16 protein-coding genes are annotated in these 18744 nt (G+C 67.1%); 11 read left to right on the top strand and 5 right to left on the bottom strand.

The features are described 5' to 3' along the window. Positions 1-9 precede the first annotated feature (9 nt). From dapC to AC5Y4T_RS16125, 5 genes are all read left to right on the top strand, one after another. On the top strand, positions 10-1095 hold the full coding sequence (dapC, locus tag AC5Y4T_RS16105; protein WP_499950580.1) for a succinyldiaminopimelate transaminase: 1086 nt from the start codon (positions 10-12) through the stop codon (positions 1093-1095). 89 nt (positions 1096-1184) lie between these two features. Next, complete coding sequence (locus AC5Y4T_RS16110; protein WP_499950581.1) at positions 1185-3548, top strand: amino acid permease; 2364 nt, start codon at positions 1185-1187, stop codon at positions 3546-3548. Between the two features lie 253 nt (positions 3549-3801). Continuing rightward, complete coding sequence (gene cysC, locus AC5Y4T_RS16115; RefSeq protein ID WP_499921563.1) at positions 3802-4470, top strand: adenylyl-sulfate kinase; 669 nt, start codon at positions 3802-3804, stop codon at positions 4468-4470. Between the two features lie 60 nt (positions 4471-4530). Next, positions 4531-5790, top strand: a complete 1260-nt coding sequence (sat, locus tag AC5Y4T_RS16120; protein WP_499954295.1) for a sulfate adenylyltransferase — start codon at positions 4531-4533, stop codon at positions 5788-5790. Beyond that, positions 5787-6116, top strand: a complete 330-nt coding sequence (locus AC5Y4T_RS16125; protein ID WP_499921561.1) for a DUF6955 family protein — start codon at positions 5787-5789, stop codon at positions 6114-6116. The genes sat and AC5Y4T_RS16125 overlap by 4 nt, the downstream gene beginning before the upstream one ends. 18 nt (positions 6117-6134) lie before the next feature. On the opposite strand, the gene AC5Y4T_RS16130 is transcribed toward AC5Y4T_RS16125, so the two are convergent. Further along, positions 6135-7730: a PucR family transcriptional regulator gene (locus AC5Y4T_RS16130; RefSeq protein ID WP_499954297.1), complete on the bottom strand. Its 1596-nt coding sequence runs from the start codon at positions 7728-7730 to the stop codon at positions 6135-6137. Positions 7731-7813: 83 nt separating this feature from the next. Here AC5Y4T_RS16130 and pruA point away from each other — a divergent pair, with 83 nt between their 5' ends. Together pruA and AC5Y4T_RS16140 are read left to right on the top strand one after the other, a co-directional pair. After that, positions 7814-9445, top strand: a complete 1632-nt coding sequence (gene pruA / locus AC5Y4T_RS16135) for an L-glutamate gamma-semialdehyde dehydrogenase (RefSeq protein WP_499954299.1) — start codon at positions 7814-7816, stop codon at positions 9443-9445. Beyond that, a complete protein-coding gene (locus tag AC5Y4T_RS16140) occupies positions 9445-10407 on the top strand; it encodes a proline dehydrogenase family protein (protein WP_499954301.1) in 963 nt (320 codons plus the stop codon). Before pruA ends, AC5Y4T_RS16140 begins: the two co-directional genes overlap by 1 nt. Positions 10408-10528: 121 nt before the next feature. Here AC5Y4T_RS16140 and AC5Y4T_RS16145 read toward each other — a convergent pair whose 3' ends face one another. The 4 genes from AC5Y4T_RS16145 to AC5Y4T_RS16160 form a co-directional block, all read right to left on the bottom strand. Continuing rightward, a complete protein-coding gene (locus AC5Y4T_RS16145) occupies positions 10529-11710 on the bottom strand; it encodes a lipid-transfer protein (RefSeq protein ID WP_499954303.1) in 1182 nt (393 codons plus the stop codon). Next, positions 11707-12156, bottom strand: a complete 450-nt coding sequence (locus AC5Y4T_RS16150; protein ID WP_499954305.1) for a MaoC family dehydratase — start codon at positions 12154-12156, stop codon at positions 11707-11709. The genes AC5Y4T_RS16145 and AC5Y4T_RS16150 overlap by 4 nt, the downstream gene beginning before the upstream one ends. Before the next feature lie 73 nt (positions 12157-12229). After that, entirely contained in the window at positions 12230-12640 is a 411-nt protein-coding gene (locus AC5Y4T_RS16155) for a Zn-ribbon domain-containing OB-fold protein (protein WP_499950588.1), read from the bottom strand. Next, positions 12640-13185, bottom strand: coding sequence for an FAS1-like dehydratase domain-containing protein (locus AC5Y4T_RS16160; RefSeq protein ID WP_499954307.1), 546 nt, complete (start codon positions 13183-13185; stop codon positions 12640-12642). The genes AC5Y4T_RS16155 and AC5Y4T_RS16160 overlap by 1 nt, the downstream gene beginning before the upstream one ends. A 198-nt stretch (positions 13186-13383) precedes the next feature. Between AC5Y4T_RS16160 and AC5Y4T_RS16165 the strand changes: the two genes are divergently transcribed. The 4 genes from AC5Y4T_RS16165 (at position 13384) to AC5Y4T_RS16180 (ending at position 18740) form a co-directional block, all read left to right on the top strand. Beyond that, a complete protein-coding gene (locus AC5Y4T_RS16165; RefSeq protein WP_499954309.1) occupies positions 13384-14844 on the top strand; it encodes an aldehyde dehydrogenase family protein in 1461 nt (486 codons plus the stop codon). Positions 14845-14911: 67 nt separating this feature from the next. Then, positions 14912-15817 carry an alpha/beta fold hydrolase gene (locus tag AC5Y4T_RS16170; protein ID WP_499950590.1) on the top strand — a complete coding sequence of 302 codons (906 nt, stop codon included), beginning with the start codon at positions 14912-14914 and terminating at the stop codon, positions 15815-15817. A gap of 29 nt (positions 15818-15846) precedes the next feature. Beyond that, the gene (locus AC5Y4T_RS16175; RefSeq protein WP_499954311.1) at positions 15847-17262 is read left to right on the top strand and encodes an acyl-CoA synthetase; all 1416 of its coding nucleotides are present in this window, start codon (positions 15847-15849) and stop codon (positions 17260-17262) included. Between the two features lie 137 nt (positions 17263-17399). Beyond that, positions 17400-18740, top strand: a complete 1341-nt coding sequence (locus AC5Y4T_RS16180) for an MFS transporter (protein WP_499954313.1) — start codon at positions 17400-17402, stop codon at positions 18738-18740. The last annotated feature ends 4 nt before the right edge of the window (positions 18741-18744 follow it).

Raw genomic sequence — 18744 nt, forward strand, 5'->3', positions numbered from 1 at the left:
CGGCCGGCGGTGTCGGCGTCTCTGCCCGAGTTCCCCTGGGACACCCTGGCCGATGCGAAAGCGCAGGCCAGTGCGCATCCGGATGGGATCGTCGACCTTTCCGTCGGCACCCCGGTCGACCCCGTTGCCCCCGTGATCCAGGAGGCGCTGACCACCGCCGCATCGGCGTCGGGGTATCCCGCCACCGCAGGCACCGCCCGGCTGCGCGAATCGGCGGTCGCCGCGCTGGACCGCCGGTTCGGCATCACCGGGCTGACCGAGGAGGCCGTGCTTCCGGTGGTGGGCAGCAAGGAGCTGATCGCGTGGCTGCCCACGCTGCTGGGCCTGGGGCCCGCGGACGTGATCGTGGTGCCCGAGCTGGCATATCCCACGTACGACGTCGGGGCCCGCCTGGCCGGGGCGCGGGTGCTGCGCGCGGATTCCCTGACCCAGCTGGGCCCGCAATCGCCGTCGCTGTACTACCTGAACTCGCCGAGCAATCCGACCGGCCGCGTCCTGGGCGTCGATCACTTGCGCAAAGTGGTCGGATGGGCCCGCGACAGGGGCTGCCTGGTGGCCTCCGACGAGTGCTATCTGGGGTTGGGCTGGGACGACCAGCCGCTGTCGATCCTGCACCCTTCGGTGTGCGAAGGCGACCACACGGGCCTGATCGCGATCCACTCTTTGTCGAAGAGCTCGTCGCTGGCCGGGTACCGGGCCGGCTTCGTCGCCGGAGACCCCGAGGTGATCGCCGAACTGCTGGCCGTGCGCAAGCACGCCGGGATGATGGTGCCGACGCCGGTGCAGGCGGCCATGGTTGCCGCACTGGACGACGACGCTCACGAACTGGCGCAGCGGGAGCGCTACGAACGGCGCCGCGCGGCCCTGCTGCCCGCCCTGCGTTCGGCCGGCTTCGCCATCGACCATTCTGAAGCCGGCCTCTACCTGTGGGCCACGCGCGGCGAGCCATGCCATGCCAGCGTTGCCTGGCTGGCGCAGCGCGGCATCTTGGCGGCGCCGGGTGATTTCTACGGGCCGCGCGGTGCGCAGCACGTGCGGGTTGCGCTGACGGCCACGGATGAGCGGATCGCCGCCGCCGTGCAGCGGCTCTCCTAGCCGACTCCACCACCTGGGCATCCAGAGCCCGCCCTTGCGTGCACAATGCATCGGAGGCATTTCACGTTCTCGGGGTAAGGACGGTGGTCGTGACCAGTTCGACCGGCAAGCTGCGCATCCCGCTCTCGGTAGGGGACATCGCGAAACGGGTGTTCCTTGGGAAGCCGCTGATCACCGAAGACTTAGCATCGGAAAAGCTTTCGAATCCGGTGGCGCTGGGGGCGCTGTCGCCGGACGCGATCTCGTCGACGGCCTATGGCCCCGAACAGGTCTTGATCGAATTGCTGCCGCATGCAGGTCTTGCGGCATTCGTGTTGTTGCTTCCCATCACCGGCGTCATCTTGCTGATCTTGGTCTTGGTCGCCGCGTCTTATCGTCAGGTCGTGATGGCCTACACCCGAGCGGGTGGGTCGTACATCGTCGCACGGGAGAATTTCGGGCCCCGGGTCGCGCAGGTCGCGGCCGCGGCACTGTTGATCGATTATGTCGTCACCGTGGCTGTGCAGTCGGCGGCCGGGACGGTTGCGGTGGTGTCCGCCATCCCTGCGCTTGGCCCGCATAGTCTGCAAATCACCGTCGGGGTGGTGGTGATGATCTGCTACTTGAACCTGCGCGGGCTCAAGGAAGCGGGATGGCAGTTCGCGTTCGCGACCTACTTTTTCGCCGCCATGGTCGGCTTGACGATCATCGTTGGGGTGGTGCGAGCGCTATTCGGCGATCTGCCGGTATACGACCCGGCACACCTGGCCGGGACGGTGCCGGTCCATCAGGGCGGTGGCCTGGTGATGGGCGCCACGGTGTTGACGCTGTTGCGCTCGTTCGCCAATGGGGGTTCGTCGTTGACGGGGGTCGAGGCGATCTCGAATACCGTCGACGTGTTCCGAAAGCCGCAGGGGCGCAACGCACGTCGGGTGCTTACCGCGATGGCAGCCATTCTGGGTTTCTTACTCGGTGGTGTCGCCTTCCTCGCGTACGTCACCCATGCCACCCCATATCTGGAAGAATATCCGTCGGTCTTGTCGCAGATCGGGCGAGCGGTGTTCGGGCACGGCGTGCTCGGCGACGTCTTCTTCACGCTGGTTCAGGCGTCTACCGCCGCCATCTTGTTCACCGGGGCGAATACCAGTTTCAACGGATTTCCGGCTCTGGCCAGTTTCGTTGCGGAAGATCGGTTCCTGCCACGCCAGCTGATGAAACGTGGGCACCGACTCGTGTTCTCCAACGGGATCATCGCGCTGACCGGCCTGTCCGTGCTTCTGTTGCTGGTGACGGGCGGTTCGGTGAACGCGCTGGTGCCTTTTTATGCGATCGGCGTGTTCACCGGCTTTTCGATGGCCGGCTACGGCATGACCAAACACCACCTCACGCATCGGGAGCGGGGTTGGCGGCGCCGGCTGGCGATCAACCTGTCCGCGGCGATTCTGTCGACGATCGTGGTGGGCATCTTCGCGGTCGCGAAATTCACCGAGGGTGCGTGGCTGGTGGTCGTCGTGTTCCCCTTGCTGGTGTTCGTGCTGATGCGACTCAATCGCGAATACCGTGCCGAGGCAGCGATTCTCGAGATGTTCCGCACCGACCGTCCGGAATTGGTGAAATACGCGCGGCACAAGGTCTTCGTGTTTGTGAACTCCGTTGACCTGGCGGTGATCGAGGCGCTGCGCTACGGCAGGGGACTGCGGGCCGACGAGTTGATCGCGGTGCATTTCATGGTCGACCCGGCCCACGCGGCGCAGCTGCGAAAGCGCTGGGACCACTTCGAACTCGACACCCCGTTGCGAGTGGTGGACTGCCCAGACCGGCGGATCACCCGGGCGGCGCAGGTGTTGGTCGCCAAGGCTCGCGATGAGCATCGGAACACCAACGTCACGGTGTTACTACCGCGCCGCACGTACGCACCATTGCTGGGTCGCCTTCTGCACGACCGCACGGCGGACAAAGTCTCCCGCGCGGTCAGCCTGATTCCGGACGCCGCGGCGACGATCGTGCCTTACGACGTGCAAACGCGGATCCAGCAGGCTTACCCGCACAACTTCGAGCAACGGGTCGCGCGCGAGCTCGACAAGATGGAGGCCTGGATCAGCCAAGACGAAGACCAGGTTGTGGAAGCGTATGAACACCCCGACCGCGGGCCCGCGCTGATCACCGTATCGGGTCTGATACCCGGGCAGCGCGCCACGTTTGAAGGACGGGTGAATCAAATCGAAGACATCAACGAAGGCAGGCGGACTCGCCGCCACGTCGTCGTAGGCGACAACAGCGGCGAAATCGGCGTCACCTTCCGCTCCGGGCACGGTGGGGCCGACATCGCGCCCGGTCAGGTTCTGCGGATCACGGGCAAGCCCAAGCAATCCGGCAACCGGCCTATGTCGTTGATCGATCCGACTTATCACGTCATCGAGGATCCGGCGAAGGACACCGAGTCCGAGGATTCCGGACAAACCAGCGACACCTAGCTCCGCGGCCCCTAAGCGGTTTCCCGCAGGATGGTCGCGAGGAGAAACCGGCTTAATTTGGCCATCTTTACTTGTGGACTGGTTCTGATCCGGATTGATTGATAAACAATATGGGTAAGTGGGTGGCCAGGATCGATGCGATGCGAAGGATGGTAAGTGGCCGTAAGGGTTTCGTCATCGTCTGTCGAGACGGTCGGTTCCCGCTCGTGCGCACGCGTCTACGCGGCCGAAACGTCGTGAACAGGAGCTGGAGATGGCCAACAACATCACCTGGCACGAACATCAGATAAGCCGCGCCGAGCGCGAGGGCCTCAATGGGCACAAGGGCTGCGTCATCTGGTTCACCGGTTTGAGCGGCAGCGGCAAGAGCACGGTGGCCAACGTCGTCGAGCAGAAGCTCTACGAGCGCGGCATCCGCAGCTTCTTGCTGGACGGAGACAACGTCCGCTATGGGCTCAATGCCGGCCCGGAACTGCTCGAAGAGCGCCATGGGCCCGAGTTCGCGAAGCGGTTCGGTCTGGGATTCTCCGCCCAGGATCGCGAGGAGAACATTCGCCGGATCGGCGCCGTCGCGAAGCTGTTCTGCGAATCGGGCGTCATCGCTTTGACGGCCTTCATCAGCCCTTACGTTCGCGATCGTGACGCCATTCGGGCCACCTTGCACGACGGTGATTTTCAGGAGATCTTCATCGACACCCCGATCGAGATCTGCGAGCAGCGTGATCCGAAAGGGCTCTACAAGAAAGCCCGGGCCGGCGAGATCAAGGGATTCACCGGAATCGACGACCCCTATGAGGCACCGGCGCGACCGGAACTGAGGCTCGAAGGCGGCAGCAAGGACGCGGACACGCTGGCCGAGGAGGTCATCGCCCACCTCGAGCGGGTCGGTGTCATCTCGGGCCCGGTCCGCCGAGACGCGTAGCGGACAGTCCGGCAGTGACGGCGTCGTCCGGTCGCTGATTACCGAAACGAGGTCATTTTCATGAGCTATCAGGGTCATAACGGGAAGCCGATCGTGGAACGGGTGTCCACGGAGAATGCGGCGAGTCAGATCGATGGGCTGGCGCGCATCCCGATCTCCAAAGCCACCGCGCACGAAGTGATCAGCCTGTCGTACGGGTTCTTCACCCCGCTGTCGGGGTTCATGGGCCGGCGCGAAGTGGATGGCACGCTGGACGACTTTCAACTGCCCGACGGCACGCTGTGGAGCATCCCGATCGTCTTCGATCTGTCCGCGCAAGACGTCGAAAAGTTCGGGGTGAAAGAGGGCGAACGCGTCGTGCTCGAATATCTCGATGCCCCGATGGCGATCTTCGAGGTCTCCGAGATCTACGAGTACGACTTGGAGCGGATGGCCGAAAAGACCTACGGGACCACCGATCCGCGGCACCCGGGAGTCAAGAAGACCCTGGCTTACGCGAATCGCTTCATCGGCGGTGACATCACGCTCATCAATGAGCCGGTGTTCAACGAGCCGTTCAAGAGCTTCTGGTTGACTCCGCGGCAGCACAAGGATGCGCTGGCGAAAAAGGATTGGAAGCGTGCGGTCGCCCATCAGACCCGAAACGTTCCGCACACCGGCCACGAGGCCTTGATGAAGCAGGCGTGGCTGGCGGCCAACGAGGACCAGCCCGTCGACAACCTGAACACCGGTGTGCTGGTCAATGCCATCATCGGCCAGAAACGTGTAGGAGACTACATCGACGAGGCAATCCTGTTGGCGCAGAACGCATTGCGGACCAGCGGGTATTTCCGCGAGGACGTCCACCTGGTGTCGTTCACGCTGTGGGACATGCGCTATGCGGGGCCCCGGGAGGCCATCTTCCATGCGATCTTGCGGACGAACCTCGGCTGCACGCATCACATGTTCGGCCGCGACCACGCCGGCGTCGGGGATTTCTACCACCCGTACGATTCCCAGAACATCCTCAAGCAGCACCGCGGCGAGCTGGGGATCAAACCGGTGTTCTTGCGGGAGAACTGGTACTGCCCGGTCTGCCAGGAGGTCACCAACTCGGCGCTGTGCGGCCACGACGAAAAGTCACAAAGCTTCAGCGGCAGCCTGATTCGCAGCATCCTGACCGACGAGGTCAAGCCGACCCAAAAGGTGATGCGGCACGAGGTGTTCGAAGTGGTGATGGACAGCGCCGCCAAGTACGGCCAGGGTTCGCCGTTCGTCACCGAGGAGTATCTGAAAGACAGACTGCCGGTCTTTACGCTGAACCAATTGGAGAACTCATGAGCGCGGGTGGTAAGAGGATCAAGGTCAACGTCTGGATCAACGAGGAACGCCTGGAAGCGCTGGCCAATGCGGGAATGGCGGACCGGGCGATCGAGGCGTTCGCCGGCATGAAGCTGCTCGAGATCTACGCCACCGAGGAGCAGAAAGACGTTCTGCTGCAGCGCTTTCCCGGGGCGAAGTACGACTCGGCGACCACCCGCTCGATCGAACTGCTCCCGAAGCAGGCCAAGGACAGGCTGCTGGAGCTTTCCATCAAGATGCACTCCACCGGCCCGGATGTGGTGGGTCACTTTCTCGAGGAATCCGAGACGGCGAACAGCCAATAGGGGCCGTCGCCGACCGCGTTAGCCGCTCTCCAGCACCCGCAAACTCAGCGAAAAGAGCAGCCGCACCTCGGGATCGGCCAGCGACGCCGACAACAACTTCTCGATCCGGCGCACCCGGTAGCGAACCGTGTTCGGGTGCACTCGCAACGATTGCGCGGCCGCGGTGATGTCGCCGAAGGCATCCAGATAGATCCGCAGCGTCTCGGCCAGCACCGGATCGTCAGCGCGCAACGCCGCGATCCGAGGATCGATCAACCGCTCGTCGCTACCGACCAGGGTCACGATTTCGTCGAGCAGCACGGCGGTACGCGCTTCGGCCAGTGACGTGACCTGTCCGAACGAAATCGGATGCCGCTCTGCGCTGTCCAACACGCGGTCGACTTCGATGCGCGCGGCGGCGGCCCGCGCAAGGCCGGCGATCGGTGCGGCGATCGCCGCCCTCAGCTGCACCCCGAGTTCGGCGCGCATGGCGCCGATGGTGCCGCGCACCCATGAGGTGACGGCCCGGTTGTGCGTCTGCGGAAGGAGCACATACGTTCGCGCACCGTGCGAGGCGACCTGGGCGTCGTGACGAAAAGCGCTGGCGCTCAGCGCAATGACGTCAGCGAGCCGAGCCTGGCGCGGCGAGCCGTCCGCCACGTCCCATCCGATCACGGCCGCATCGCCGCCGGCGGCAAGACCGAGTTCACGGCCGATGGCGGCCGCGTCGACATGCGCATCCGCATCCGCATCGGCGAGGCCGAGAAGTTGCTGCACCCGGCGGGCGTGCGTCGATGGTCGGGCCGCCAACCGCGACATGATGCGGGCAGCCAGCACGGCGGCACCGCGCACCATTTCCTCAGCGTCGTCGGCGAGCGGTTGCGAGCCCTGCTGTACCCAGATGGTGCCGGCGAACACCGGGGATCGCCGCGCGTCGGGCGGGGGCTGGTAGACCCCTACGGCCAGTCGCGGTCGCAGTCCCAGCTCGGGCCGCTCGGCGACGCGGACCACGTCACCTCCCGACCGCAGCGCATCGAAAATGCCCCACTGGGCGATCCACTCGAGGTGCTCGGGCGGACCCGCCCGGCCCAGGATGGAGAGGCGGCGCAATTCGTCGGCTTCGTCGTTGGAGGCCGAATAGGCCAGGACGTGCGATTGGGCGTTTTCGATGCTGACCATGCCGTGGATGCGGTCGGCGAGCGACTGCGCCAACCCGAACAGGTCGGTACCCGAGTCGTCCGTCGCGTCCGCGCGGTCACCGTGATGCTCCAGGACGTGGTTGACCAGCTGATAGAGCCGCTCCCAGCGGGCCTGCGGGTCGGCGGCCACCACAGCCGAGCCGGCCGCAACCGCCTTGGCCACCAAGGCATTCGAGGGTTCCTTGACGAAGATGGCCACCGGCACGTGTTCGCGCGTCTGCCTGTCCATCCACCGCAGGGCCTCGTCGCCGACGACACCCAACAGGAAAAAGACGTCGGCGGAACTCGCCGCGGCCGCCAGCCCGAGCCGCACGTCGTCGGAGTCGATCAGCGCCACCGACGCCACCGGCAGGTCCAGGCCCCGGGGCGCGTCAACCAGGCTCACCAGGGTCGCGTCCAACGCAAGTAGCAGCTGTCCCAGCCCCACGCCGGACATGTTGTCCGATCTTACTACCGCTAGCGGCTCATCTTGTCCGATCGGCTAATTCACTGCGCGCCCGCCGCGGGGATCCTTGCGGCATGGACGCGATAACCCAGGTCCCGATGCCGGCCAACGAGCCGGTCCACGAATACGCACCGCACTCCCCGGAGCGCACCCGCCTCAACGCCGAACTGGCCGCTCTGGCCGACCACCCGATCGACCTCCCGCATGTCATCGGCGGCAAACACCGCATGGGCGACGGCGAGCGCATCGACGTCGTCCAGCCCCACCGGCACGCCGCGACGCTGGGCACCCTCACCAACGCCGGGCACGCGGATGCGACCGCCGCCATCGAAGCCGCAACCGCTGCGAAATCCGATTGGGCGGCAATGCCGTTCGACGAGCGTGCCGCGATATTCCTGCGCGCCGCCGACCTACTGGCCGGGCCGTGGCGGGAGAAGATCGCCGCCGCGACCATGCTCGGCCAATCCAAGTCGGTCTACCAGGCCGAGATCGACGCGCCCTGCGAGCAGATCGACTTCTGGCGCTTCAACGTGGCGTTCGCGCGGCAGATCCTGGCGCAGCAGCCGATCAGCGGGCCGGGGGAATGGAATCGCAGCGAATACCGGCCGCTGGACGGCTTCGTGTACGCGATCACGCCGTTCAACTTCACCTCGATCGCGGGCAATCTGCCGACCGCTCCGGCGCTGATGGGCAACACCGTGGTGTGGAAGCCGTCGATCACCCAGACGTTGTCGGCCTACCTGACCATGCGATTGCTCGAGGCGGCCGGATTGCCGCCCGGGGTGATCAACCTGGTGACCGGAGACGGCTTCGCCGTGTCCGATGTGGCGCTGGACGACTCGCGGCTGGCGGGAATCCACTTCACCGGGTCGACGGCGACGTTTCAGCAGCTATGGCAGCGGGTGGGCGCCAATATCGGCCGCTATCACAGCTATCCGCGGCTGGTCGGCGAGACCGGCGGCAAAGACTTCGTCGTCGCACACGCCTCTGCGCGCTCGGACGTGTTGTGCACGGCGCTGATCCGCGGTGCTTTCGACTACCAGGGCCAGAAGTGCTCGGCGGCGTCGCGGGCCTTCATACCGCAGTCGGTGTGGCGCCGCATGGGTGACGACTTTTTGGGCAAGACCGCGGCGTTGCGCTACGGCGACGTCACCGATCTGACCAACTTCGGGGGGGCGCTGATCGACCGGCGCGCCTTCATCAAGAACGTCGACGCCATCGAACGGGCCAAGGGCGCGCCGCACGTCACCATCGCCGTCGGTGGCGAATACGACGACAGCGAAGGCTATTTCGTCCGGCCCACGGTATTACTGTCCGACGATCCGGGCGACGAGTCGTTCGCGACGGAATACTTCGGCCCGCTGCTGTCGGTGCACGTGTACCCCGACGACGATTACGACCGGATCCTCGGCGTCGTCGACACCGGGTCTCGCTACGCGTTGACCGGCGCGGTCATCGCCGAGGACCGCGACGCCGTGCTCACCGCCCAGCATCGGCTGCGGTTCGCGGCCGGCAACTTCTACATCAACGACAAGCCATCCGGCGCGGTCGTCGGGCGCCAGCCGTTCGGGGGGTCGCGTGGCTCGGGCACCAATGACAAAGCCGGATCGATGCTGAACATGTTGCGCTGGACGTCGGCTCGCACCATCAAGGAGACCTTCATCCCCGCAACCGACCACACCTATCCGCATATGGGCGCCGACTGATGGCCGGGCTGTTCGCCGCCACGCTGCGCCCGGCGATCATGGCCGCGAGCCGCCGCGATGGCTTGCGCCGCACCGCCGAACGGCTGGCGGTCACCCGGAAAGTGGTGCACCGGTTCATCCCCGGGGAGACGATTGACTCGGCCCTGAATTGCACGGCGGCCCTGCGTGATTCGGGTCGCTTCGTCAGCGTCGACTATCTAGGCGAGGACGTCGCCGACCCCGACGGCGCCGACGCGGCGGTGCGGGTCTACCTGGACCTGATCGAGGCGCTGGATGGGCTCGGTCCCACGAGCGGCGTAGTCCGGCCTTTGGAAGTCTCGGTCAAGCTGTCGGCGCTGGGGCAGTCGCTGGGACGCGACGGGCACAAGATCGCGCGGGAGAACGCCTGGTCGATCTGCGCGGCCGCCCAGCGCGCGGCTGTGTGGGTCACCGTCGATGCCGAGAACCACGCCACCACCGATTCGACGCTGCGCATCGTGCGCGACCTGCGCACCGAATTTCCTTGGCTGGGCGTGGTTCTGCAGGCCTACCTGCGGCGCGCCCTGGACGACTGCGAAGAGTTCGCCGACTCCGGCGCCCGGGTCAGGCTGTGCAAGGGCGCCTACGACGAACCCGCCTCGCTGGCTCACCGCGCGCCCGCCGAGGTCAACGACTCCTACCTGGCCTGCCTGCGAGTGCTGATGACCGGGTCCGGCTACCCGATGGTGGCCTCCCACGATCCGGAGATCATCAGCGCGGTGCCGGAGATGGCGCGCGAATCAGGCCGCCGCAGCGGCGAATTCGAATATCAAATGCTCTATGGCATCCGCGACGACGAGCAGCGGAGTCTCGTCGCGGCCGGTAACCAGCTGCGGGTGTACGTCCCCTTCGGCACCCAGTGGTACGGCTACTTCATGCGACGGCTGGCCGAGCGGCCGGCCAATCTCGCGTTCTTCCTGCGGGCGCTGGCGCAGCGGCGTTGAGCGTGCACACCGGTAGGCGACACGCCGATGAAGCCCGCCGAGGATGCACGCTCGACGCTCGCGCTCAAGCTCAACGCCGTCGCGGGCGGTCAGGAGCGCGAGCCACGGAATCAACTCTCCCTCAGCCGGCCGGTGTGAGAATCAGACCGCTAGTCGGCACGCCGGTTCCGGAGGTGACCAGCACGTGTTCGACGTTGCCGACCTGGTTGTGCGAGGTGCCGCGCACCTGGCGCACCCCCTCGGTGATGCCGTTCATGCCGTGGATGTAGGCCTCGCCGAGCAGGCCGCCGTTGGTGTTGATGGGGAACTCTCCGCCCAGCGACAGCCGCTCGATGGTGGCGAAGTCCTTGGCCTCGCCGCGCCCGCAGAATCCGAGTTCCTCGAGTTGGACGAACACGAACGGCGTGAAATGGTCGTAGATGAAGGCGGTTTGGATGTCTTGCGGCTTGCACCCCGAGTCGCGCCACAGCTGACGGGCCACCACACCCATCTCGGGCAGCCCGGTGATGTCATCGCGGTAGTAGCTCGTCATCATCTCGCCGTTATGGGCCGCGCCCTGGGCGGCGGCGGCGATGATGGCCGGCGGCTGCCGCAGGTCGCGGGCGCGCTCGGCGCTGGTGATGACCAGCGCGACGCCGCCGTCGCTCTCCTGGCAGCAATCCAACAGGCGGAGCACGGGTTCGACGATCCAGCGCGAATTCTGGTGGTCTTCCAGGGTGATCGGGCGCTGGTAAAACCACGCGTCGGGGTTGGTCGCCGCGTGCTTGCGGTCGACGACAGCGATCCTGCCGAAGTCTTCGTTGGTGACACCGTACGTCGACATGTAGCGCTGCGCGTGCACGGCGACCCAGGCCGCGGGGGTGAGCAGCCCGAACGGCGCGTAATGCGCCATGAACAAGGGTGTTTCGGCCATGCTGCGACCGCTGCCACCGAACCGGAAGCCCGACCGCTCGTTGAACGCGCGCCAGCAGACCACGACGTCGGCGACGCCGGTGGCGACGGCCATCGCCGCGTGTACGACGGTGCCCGCGGCCGCACCGCCGCCGTGGTGCACGCGGGAGAAGAAGCTGAGGTCGCCGATGCCCACGTTGCGGGCGATGTCGATCTCGTCGCTGGCATCCATGGTGAACGTGACCATGCCGTCGACGTCGCCGGGGGCCAGGCCGGCATCGTCGAGTGCGGAGCTGACCGCCTCGCAAGCCAATTGCAGCTCGCTACGCCCCGATTCCTTCGAGAACTCCGTCTGGCCGATCCCGACGATGGCGCAACTTCCGGGAAGGCTGCCCGGACGCGTCCGGCTCATGCGCCCGACCCGTCGAGCAGGCTGAGCACCGCGGTGCCGGACACGTGGTCGCCCAGGCTGTTGGCGCCGGCGAATGACACCTCCACGAAGTTTTCGCCGTCCGACCCTTCGATCTTGCCGGTGACGCCGCCCGTGAACCGCAGCGGGTCGTCGGGGAAGCACGGCACCCCAAGGCGAATCGACAGGTTCTTCACCATCGCCTCGGGGCCGGCCCAGTCGGTGAGGAAGCGGACGCAGTAGCCGTTGGTGGTCAGGATGTTCATGAACAGGTTGGGCGAGCCCTGCTGCTTGGCGTAGTCGCGGTCGTGGTGCACCGGCATGAAGTCGCGGGTGGCGATCGCGCCGGCGACAATCATCGTTGTGGTGATCGGGATTTCGAGCGGCGTGACCTCGTCACCGACCGAAATGTCCTGCCATTGCAAAGTGCGGCCGGCGGTTGGCGTCATGCGGGTCCTTCCGAGTAGGTTGCGCCGGGGTGGGCCGGCTGGGCCGAAGCCGGACCGAGGGTGGAGCCGAAATTCATGACGACGCCTGGCCGCCGCGCCGAAATTGGTGCAGGACGAGGCCGTCGTCGAACGCCTGGTAGTAGACCTCGACCGGCAACCCTGGCGTCACATCGGAAGGATCGACGCCGGTCAGGTTGGACACCAGACGGACGCCCTCTTCGAGCTCCACCAGCACGACGACGTAGGGGTACTCGAAGAACGGAAACTTGGGCTCGTGCGGCATCACGTAGCTGTAGACCGTTCCGCGGCCGGAGGATTCGATCGTCGTCCACTCCAGCGAACGGCAGTGCGGGCACATCGGGCGCGGCGGATGCCGCAGCTTCCCACAGCCACCGCAGCGCTGGATCAGAAGTTTATTCTCCCGCAACCCATTCCAGAAGAATTCGGTGTCCGGGGTGATCGCCGGCGCGAGACGAGCCGCCATCAGTTCGCCGGCCTGAATCGCAGCACCCGAAACCGCTGCCGCCCCAACACTTCACCGTTCTGGTCGGTGTAGGTGGTCAGCCAGGTGAGGAAGAAGCCGGTGCCCAGCGCCGTCTTCTTCTCGTCGGAGACCGCCTCGTAGACCGTCGTCGCACTGATCACGTCGCCCAGTCGGGGGTACCGCTCGATCTCGAACTCCGAATTGGTCGCGACGGTGCTGGTGTAGCCGGCCTCATCGAGGAACGCCGTTGGATTGCTGTGGATTTCAACTGGAGCCCCGCCCCGTTCGCCGATTCCTTCCAGCTTGGGCGACGGCATGGTCCACGTCTGCAGCATCACCGGCGGCGACACGATGCCGCCGAACCGTGACGACGCCGCGAACTCCGGGTCGAGGTATACCGGGTTCATGTCGGCCATCGCGTACGCCCAGTGCCGGATCATCGGCTGGTTCACCGGGTCCGGTGCCAGCGAGGGTTTTTCGGTACCGCCGGTCGGCTGCCCGACGAGGGCCCGCACCTTGGCGCTGACGGTTTCTGAGTCGGCCACTTGGCAAAGCCCCTCTCGCAGGACAGGTGATCCGACAGATTGATGCGATCTGTCTCGACGAAATGTGTGTACTCTGCGCCGTCGCGCGCTGTCAATACGACAGCAAAGCACGGCGACAGCGGGGAATTCGCGCGAATGATGATTGACGGCGGCTGCCGGGGCGAGTACACCAAGTGATCAGATGACCGGAGGAAGCACATGGCCGATTCGCCCGCTCTTGTCCAGACCTACCAGCTCTACATCGACGGCGATTGGGTGGAGCCGCAGGACGGCCGCTACGACGACGTGTCCCCGTCCACCGAGGCCGTCATCGCCTCCGCACCAAACGCGAGCGTCGCGCAGGTTGGCGACGCGATAGCGGCCGCGCGGCGCGCCTTCGACAGCGGACCGTGGGGCACCACGTCCGCCGAGCAGCGCGCCGCGTGCCTGAACCAGCTGGGCGAGGCGCTGACCAAGCACGCCGACGACTTCTTCGCGCTGGCCCAGGCGGAGTGGGGCTGCGTTTCGAACGAGCGCATGATGCAGATCGACGGTGCCGGGTTCATGTCCATGCATGCCGCTCAGCTCGCCACCCAGCTGGTCGACCAAGAGGTCAGCGGCATCAGCGCCGGGACCACGTTGCTCCGGCATGCTCCGCTGGGTGTCGTTTCGGTGCTGACGCCGTGGAACTTTCCGCACTGCCTGAACGTGATGAAGCTGAATCACGCTCTGGCCGCGGGCAATACGGTCGTGCTCAAGCCCTCTCCGCTGACACCGCTGGCGGGGCTGGCGCTGGCACGGCTCATCGACGAGCACACCGACATCCCGCCCGGGGTGGTCAACGTGGTCACGCCCTCGGGTGTCGAGGCGGCCAAGCTGCTGACCACCGATCCGCGCATCGACATGGTGAGCTTCACCGGCAGCTCGGTCGTCGGACGCCAGGTCATGTCCGCCGCCGGGGACACCATGAAGCGAATCCTGTTGGAACTGGGCGGCAAATCTCCCAGCATCGTCCTCGACGACGCGCACATCAGCGACGAGATGCTGCAGCAGATGCTGTTCGAATCCTGTTCGCTGCACGCCGGACAGGCCTGCATTCTGCACAGCCGGCTGCTGTTGCCTGATTCGCTGCACGACGACATCGTCGATCGCCTTGCGGCGTTGGCCCGTGAGGTCAAGGTGGGCGACCCCACCGATCCCGACGTGCAGATGGGTCCGCTGATCAGCGCGGCGCAACGCGACCGGGTCGAGGCGCACGTCGCCGGAGCGCGCAGCGACGGCGCGAAGCTGGTGACCGGCGGCGGCCGGCCCGCCGGCTTGGACGTCGGCTATTACGTCGAACCGACGATCCTGTCCGATGTGGAGCCGAATTCGACTATCGCGCAAGAGGAAGTGTTCGGGCCGGTGTTGACCGTCCTGCGCTACCGGGACGATGACGACGCCGTCGCCATCGCCAACAACTCGCAGTACGGGCTCTCCGGTGCGGTGTGGGGCGAAGACGTGGACCGCGCCGTCGGCGTGGCCCGCCGCATCCGTACCGGCCAGATCGCCGTCAACGGCGTCAGTCCCGGTGGGGCGCCGTTCGGTGGCTTCAAGCTCAGCGGGCTGGGCCGCGAGGGCGGCGGCATCGGCGGATTGCATCAGTACATGGAACCGATGGCCATCGGGGTTCCCGCGTAAGGTGACCCGCGCGCCAGCGATTGGGCCCGCTTGGGTGAACCACACCTGACATGTCAAGCTGCTCGACATGATCGAGATCGCCCGCCCCAAGCTCGAAGGAAACGTCGCCGTAGGTGAGGACCGCCAGATCGGCTTCGCCGAGTTCGGTGACCCGCAGGGCCGCGCGTTCTTCTGGCTGCACGGCACCCCCGGCGCCCGTCGGCAGATCCCTGTCGAGGCCCGCCTGTACGCCGAACGGCACAAGATCCGGCTGATCGGCCTGGACCGGCCCGGGATCGGCTCGTCGACGCCGCACCGATACGAGAACATCCGCGCGTTCGGCGACGACCTGCGCACCATCGCGGACATCCTCGGCATCGACAAGATGGCGGTCATCGGCCTGTCCGGCGGCGGCCCGTACGCGCTCGCGTCCGCCGCGGTGCTGCCGGACCGGGTAATAGCCCTCGGCGTGCTCGGTGGCGTCGCGCCTTTCCTGGGCGACGAGGGGATCACCAGCGGCCTGATGAACCTGGGCAAGCGGGTGGCCCCGCTGCTGCGGCTGGGCGGTGACCCGCTGCGCATCGGCGCGAGCCTGGTGATCCGGTCCATCCGTCCGGTCGCCAACCCCGCGCTCTATCTCTATGCCGCGATATCGCCCGAGGGCGACCGGCGCCTGCTGACCCGGCCCGAGTTCGCGGCCATGTTCCTCGACGACCTGCTCAACGGGAGCCGCAAGCAGCTGGCGGCCCCGTTCAACGACATCATCCTGTTCACCCAGGACTGGGGATTCCGGCTCGAGGAGGTCAAGGTCCCGGTGCGGTGGTGGCACGGCGACAGCGACCACATCGTGCCGTTCGCGCACGGCGAGCACGTCGTGCACCGGCTGCCCGACTGCGAGCTCATCGTGCTCCCCGGCGAAAGCCACCTCGGCGGCCTGGGCCGCGGCGAGGAGATCCTGTCCACCCTGACGAAGATCTGGGACGAGCGAGGCTGACCCTCTCGGCAGCGGGGTAGCCTGCTCACGTGCTGCTGGCGTCCCTGAATCCCGCGGCGCTCACCGCCACCGATATCGCCGACGCGGTGCGCATCGACGGAACCGTGTTCAGCCGTAGCGACCTCGTCGGCGCCGCCACCTCGGTGGCCGAGCGGGCGGGCGGTGCGGGCAGGGTTGCCATCCTCGCCGCCCCGAGCGCCGCGACCGTGCTGGCCGTCACCGGGTGCCTGATCGCCGGGGTGCCGTTCGTCCCGGTGCCCGCCGACGTCGGCGCCGCCGAACGCCGGCACATCCTCACCGACTCGGCTGTGCAGGCGTGGCTGGGCCCGGTGCCGGACGAGCCGGAAGGCCTGCCGCACATCCCGGTCCGGCTGCACGCCCGCTCCTGGCACCGCTATGCCGAGCCGTCGCCGGACGCCACCGCGATGATCATCTACACCTCGGGCACCACCGGGCTACCCAAAGGCGTGGTGCTGAGCCGACGGGCGATCGCGGCCGACCTCGATGCCCTGGCGGAAGCCTGGCAATGGACGGCCGACGACGTCTTGGTGCACGGCCTGCCGCTGTTCCACGTGCACGGCCTGGTGCTTGGCCTGCTCGGCTCGCTGCGGATCGGCAATCGCTTCATCCACACCGGCAAGCCGACGCCGGCGGGCTACGCGCAGGCGGCGACCGAGCACCGGGGCACGCTGTTTTTCGGGGTGCCCACGGTGTGGTCGCGGGTGGGGGCCGACGAGCCCGCCGCCCGGGCGTTGCGCCCCGCGCGGCTACTGGTCTCCGGCAGCGCGCCGCTGCCGGTGCCGGTGTTCGACCGGCTGGCCGGGCTCACCGGGCATCAACCCATCGAACGCTACGGCGCGTCGGAATCGCTGATCACGGTGTCCACGCGCGCCGACGGCGAGCGACGCCCGGGGTGGGTGGGCCTGCCGCTGTCCGGTGTGCAGACCCGGGTGGTGGACGACGACGGCGGCCCGGTGCCGCACGACGGCGAGACCGTCGGGAAGCTGCACGTGCGCGGGCCGATGATGTTCGACGGCTACCTGAACCGGCCGGAAGCCACCGCCGAGGCGTTCGACACCGACGGCTGGTACCGCACCGGCGACGTCGCGGTGATCGACGCCGGCGGGATGCACCGCATCGTCGGACGCGAGTCGGTCGACTTGATCAAGTCCGGCGGTTACCGCATCGGGGCGGGCGAGATCGAAACGGCGCTGCTCGGCCACCCCGGCGTGCAGGAGGCCGCCGTCATCGGAATGCCCGACGCGGACCTGGGCCAGCGCATCGTCGCCTACGTCGTCGGGTCGGCCGACGGCGACGAGCTGATCGACTATGTCGCCCAAGAGCTTTCGGTGCACAAGCGGCCGCGCGAGGTGCGCATCGTCGACGCGCTGCCGCGCAACGCCATGGGCAAGGTCCTCAAGAAGCAGCTGCTGACCGACGGCTGAGCGGGCGCTCAACAGGGCGGCGCCCGGTCAGCATCGAGACACGCAGCAATTTGCCAGCTTCAGGGCCGAGCGTGCCCGCGAAGCTTCACCTACCGTCGTATCCGTGTATCGACGCAACCGGACGGCGAGCCGCCACCATGGGTGAGCCGGCGCGGTCCGCGGCCGCCGCCGGGCGGACCCCCATGCGGCGGATCGCGGCGGCCTGCCTGGTGGGCTCGGCCATCGAGTTCTACGACTTCCTGATCTACGGAACCGCGGCCGCACTGGTGTTTCCCGCGGTCTTCTTCCCGCACCTCGGGCCGACGGTGGCCACCATCGCCTCGATGGCGACGTTCGCGACGGCGTTTCTGTCCCGCCCATTGGGAGCGGCCGTCTTCGGATACTTCGGCGACCGGCTGGGCCGCAAGAAGACGCTGGTCGCCACCCTGCTCATCATGGGCGCGTCGACCGTCTGCGTGGGCCTGGTCCCCACCACGGCGTCAATCGGGGTCGCGGCGCCCTTGATCCTTGTCGTGCTGCGGTTGCTGCAGGGCTTCGCCGTCGGCGGCGAATGGGCCGGGTCGGTGCTGCTGAGCGCCGAATACGCGCCCCCCGGAAAACGCGGCTGGTGGGGCATGTTCACCTCGCTGGGCGGCGGCACGGCCGGCGTGCTGGCCAGCGTGACGTTCCTCGCCGTCAGCCTCACCATGGGGGAGAGCAGCCCCGCGTTCCTGGAATGGGGCTGGCGGGTGCCCTTCCTGATCAGCAGCGGACTGATCGGCATCGCCCTCTATGTGCGGCTCAACATCGAGGAGACCCCGCTGTTCGTCGAGGAGAAGGCCCGCAACCTGGTGCCCAAAGCGCCACTGGCCGAGCTGGTGCGGCTGCAGCGCCGCGAGATCGTGCTGGTCGCGGGCTGCTTCCTGGGCGGCATGGGCTTCGTCTATTTGGGCAACACCTTCCTCGTCATGTACGCCCACTCCCACTTGGGCTATTCGCGCAGCTTCATCTGGGGTGTGGGCGCGCTGGCCGGGCTGACCAGCATCGTGTTCGTCTCGTTCGGGGCCTGGCTGTCCGACCGCGTCGGGCGTCGCCGGGTGATGCTGTGTGGGCTGGCGGCGTGTCTGCCGTGGTCCTTCGTGGTCATCCCGCTGATGGATACCGGCAGCCCCGCCACGTACGCGGTGGCCGTCCTCGGCATGTTCGCCTGCGCGGCGATGGCCAACGGTCCCACCGGGGCCTTCGTCCCCGAGCTGTTCGCCACGCGCTACCGCTACAGCGGCGTGGCGGTGGCGATGAACCTGGCCGGCATCCTCGGCGCCGCGGTGCCGCCGCTGTTGGCGGGCACCTTGTTGGCGACCTACGGCGGCTGGGCGATCGGGCTCATGATGGCGACCCTGGTAACGACCAGCCTCGTGTGCGTCGCTCTGCTGCCCGAGACCAAAGGAACCGCGCTCGGCGCCGCCCCGGCCGCCGAGCGGGTGCCCGCCGACCTATAGGGGC

The organism is Mycobacterium sp. NGS11 (assembly GCF_059813315.1).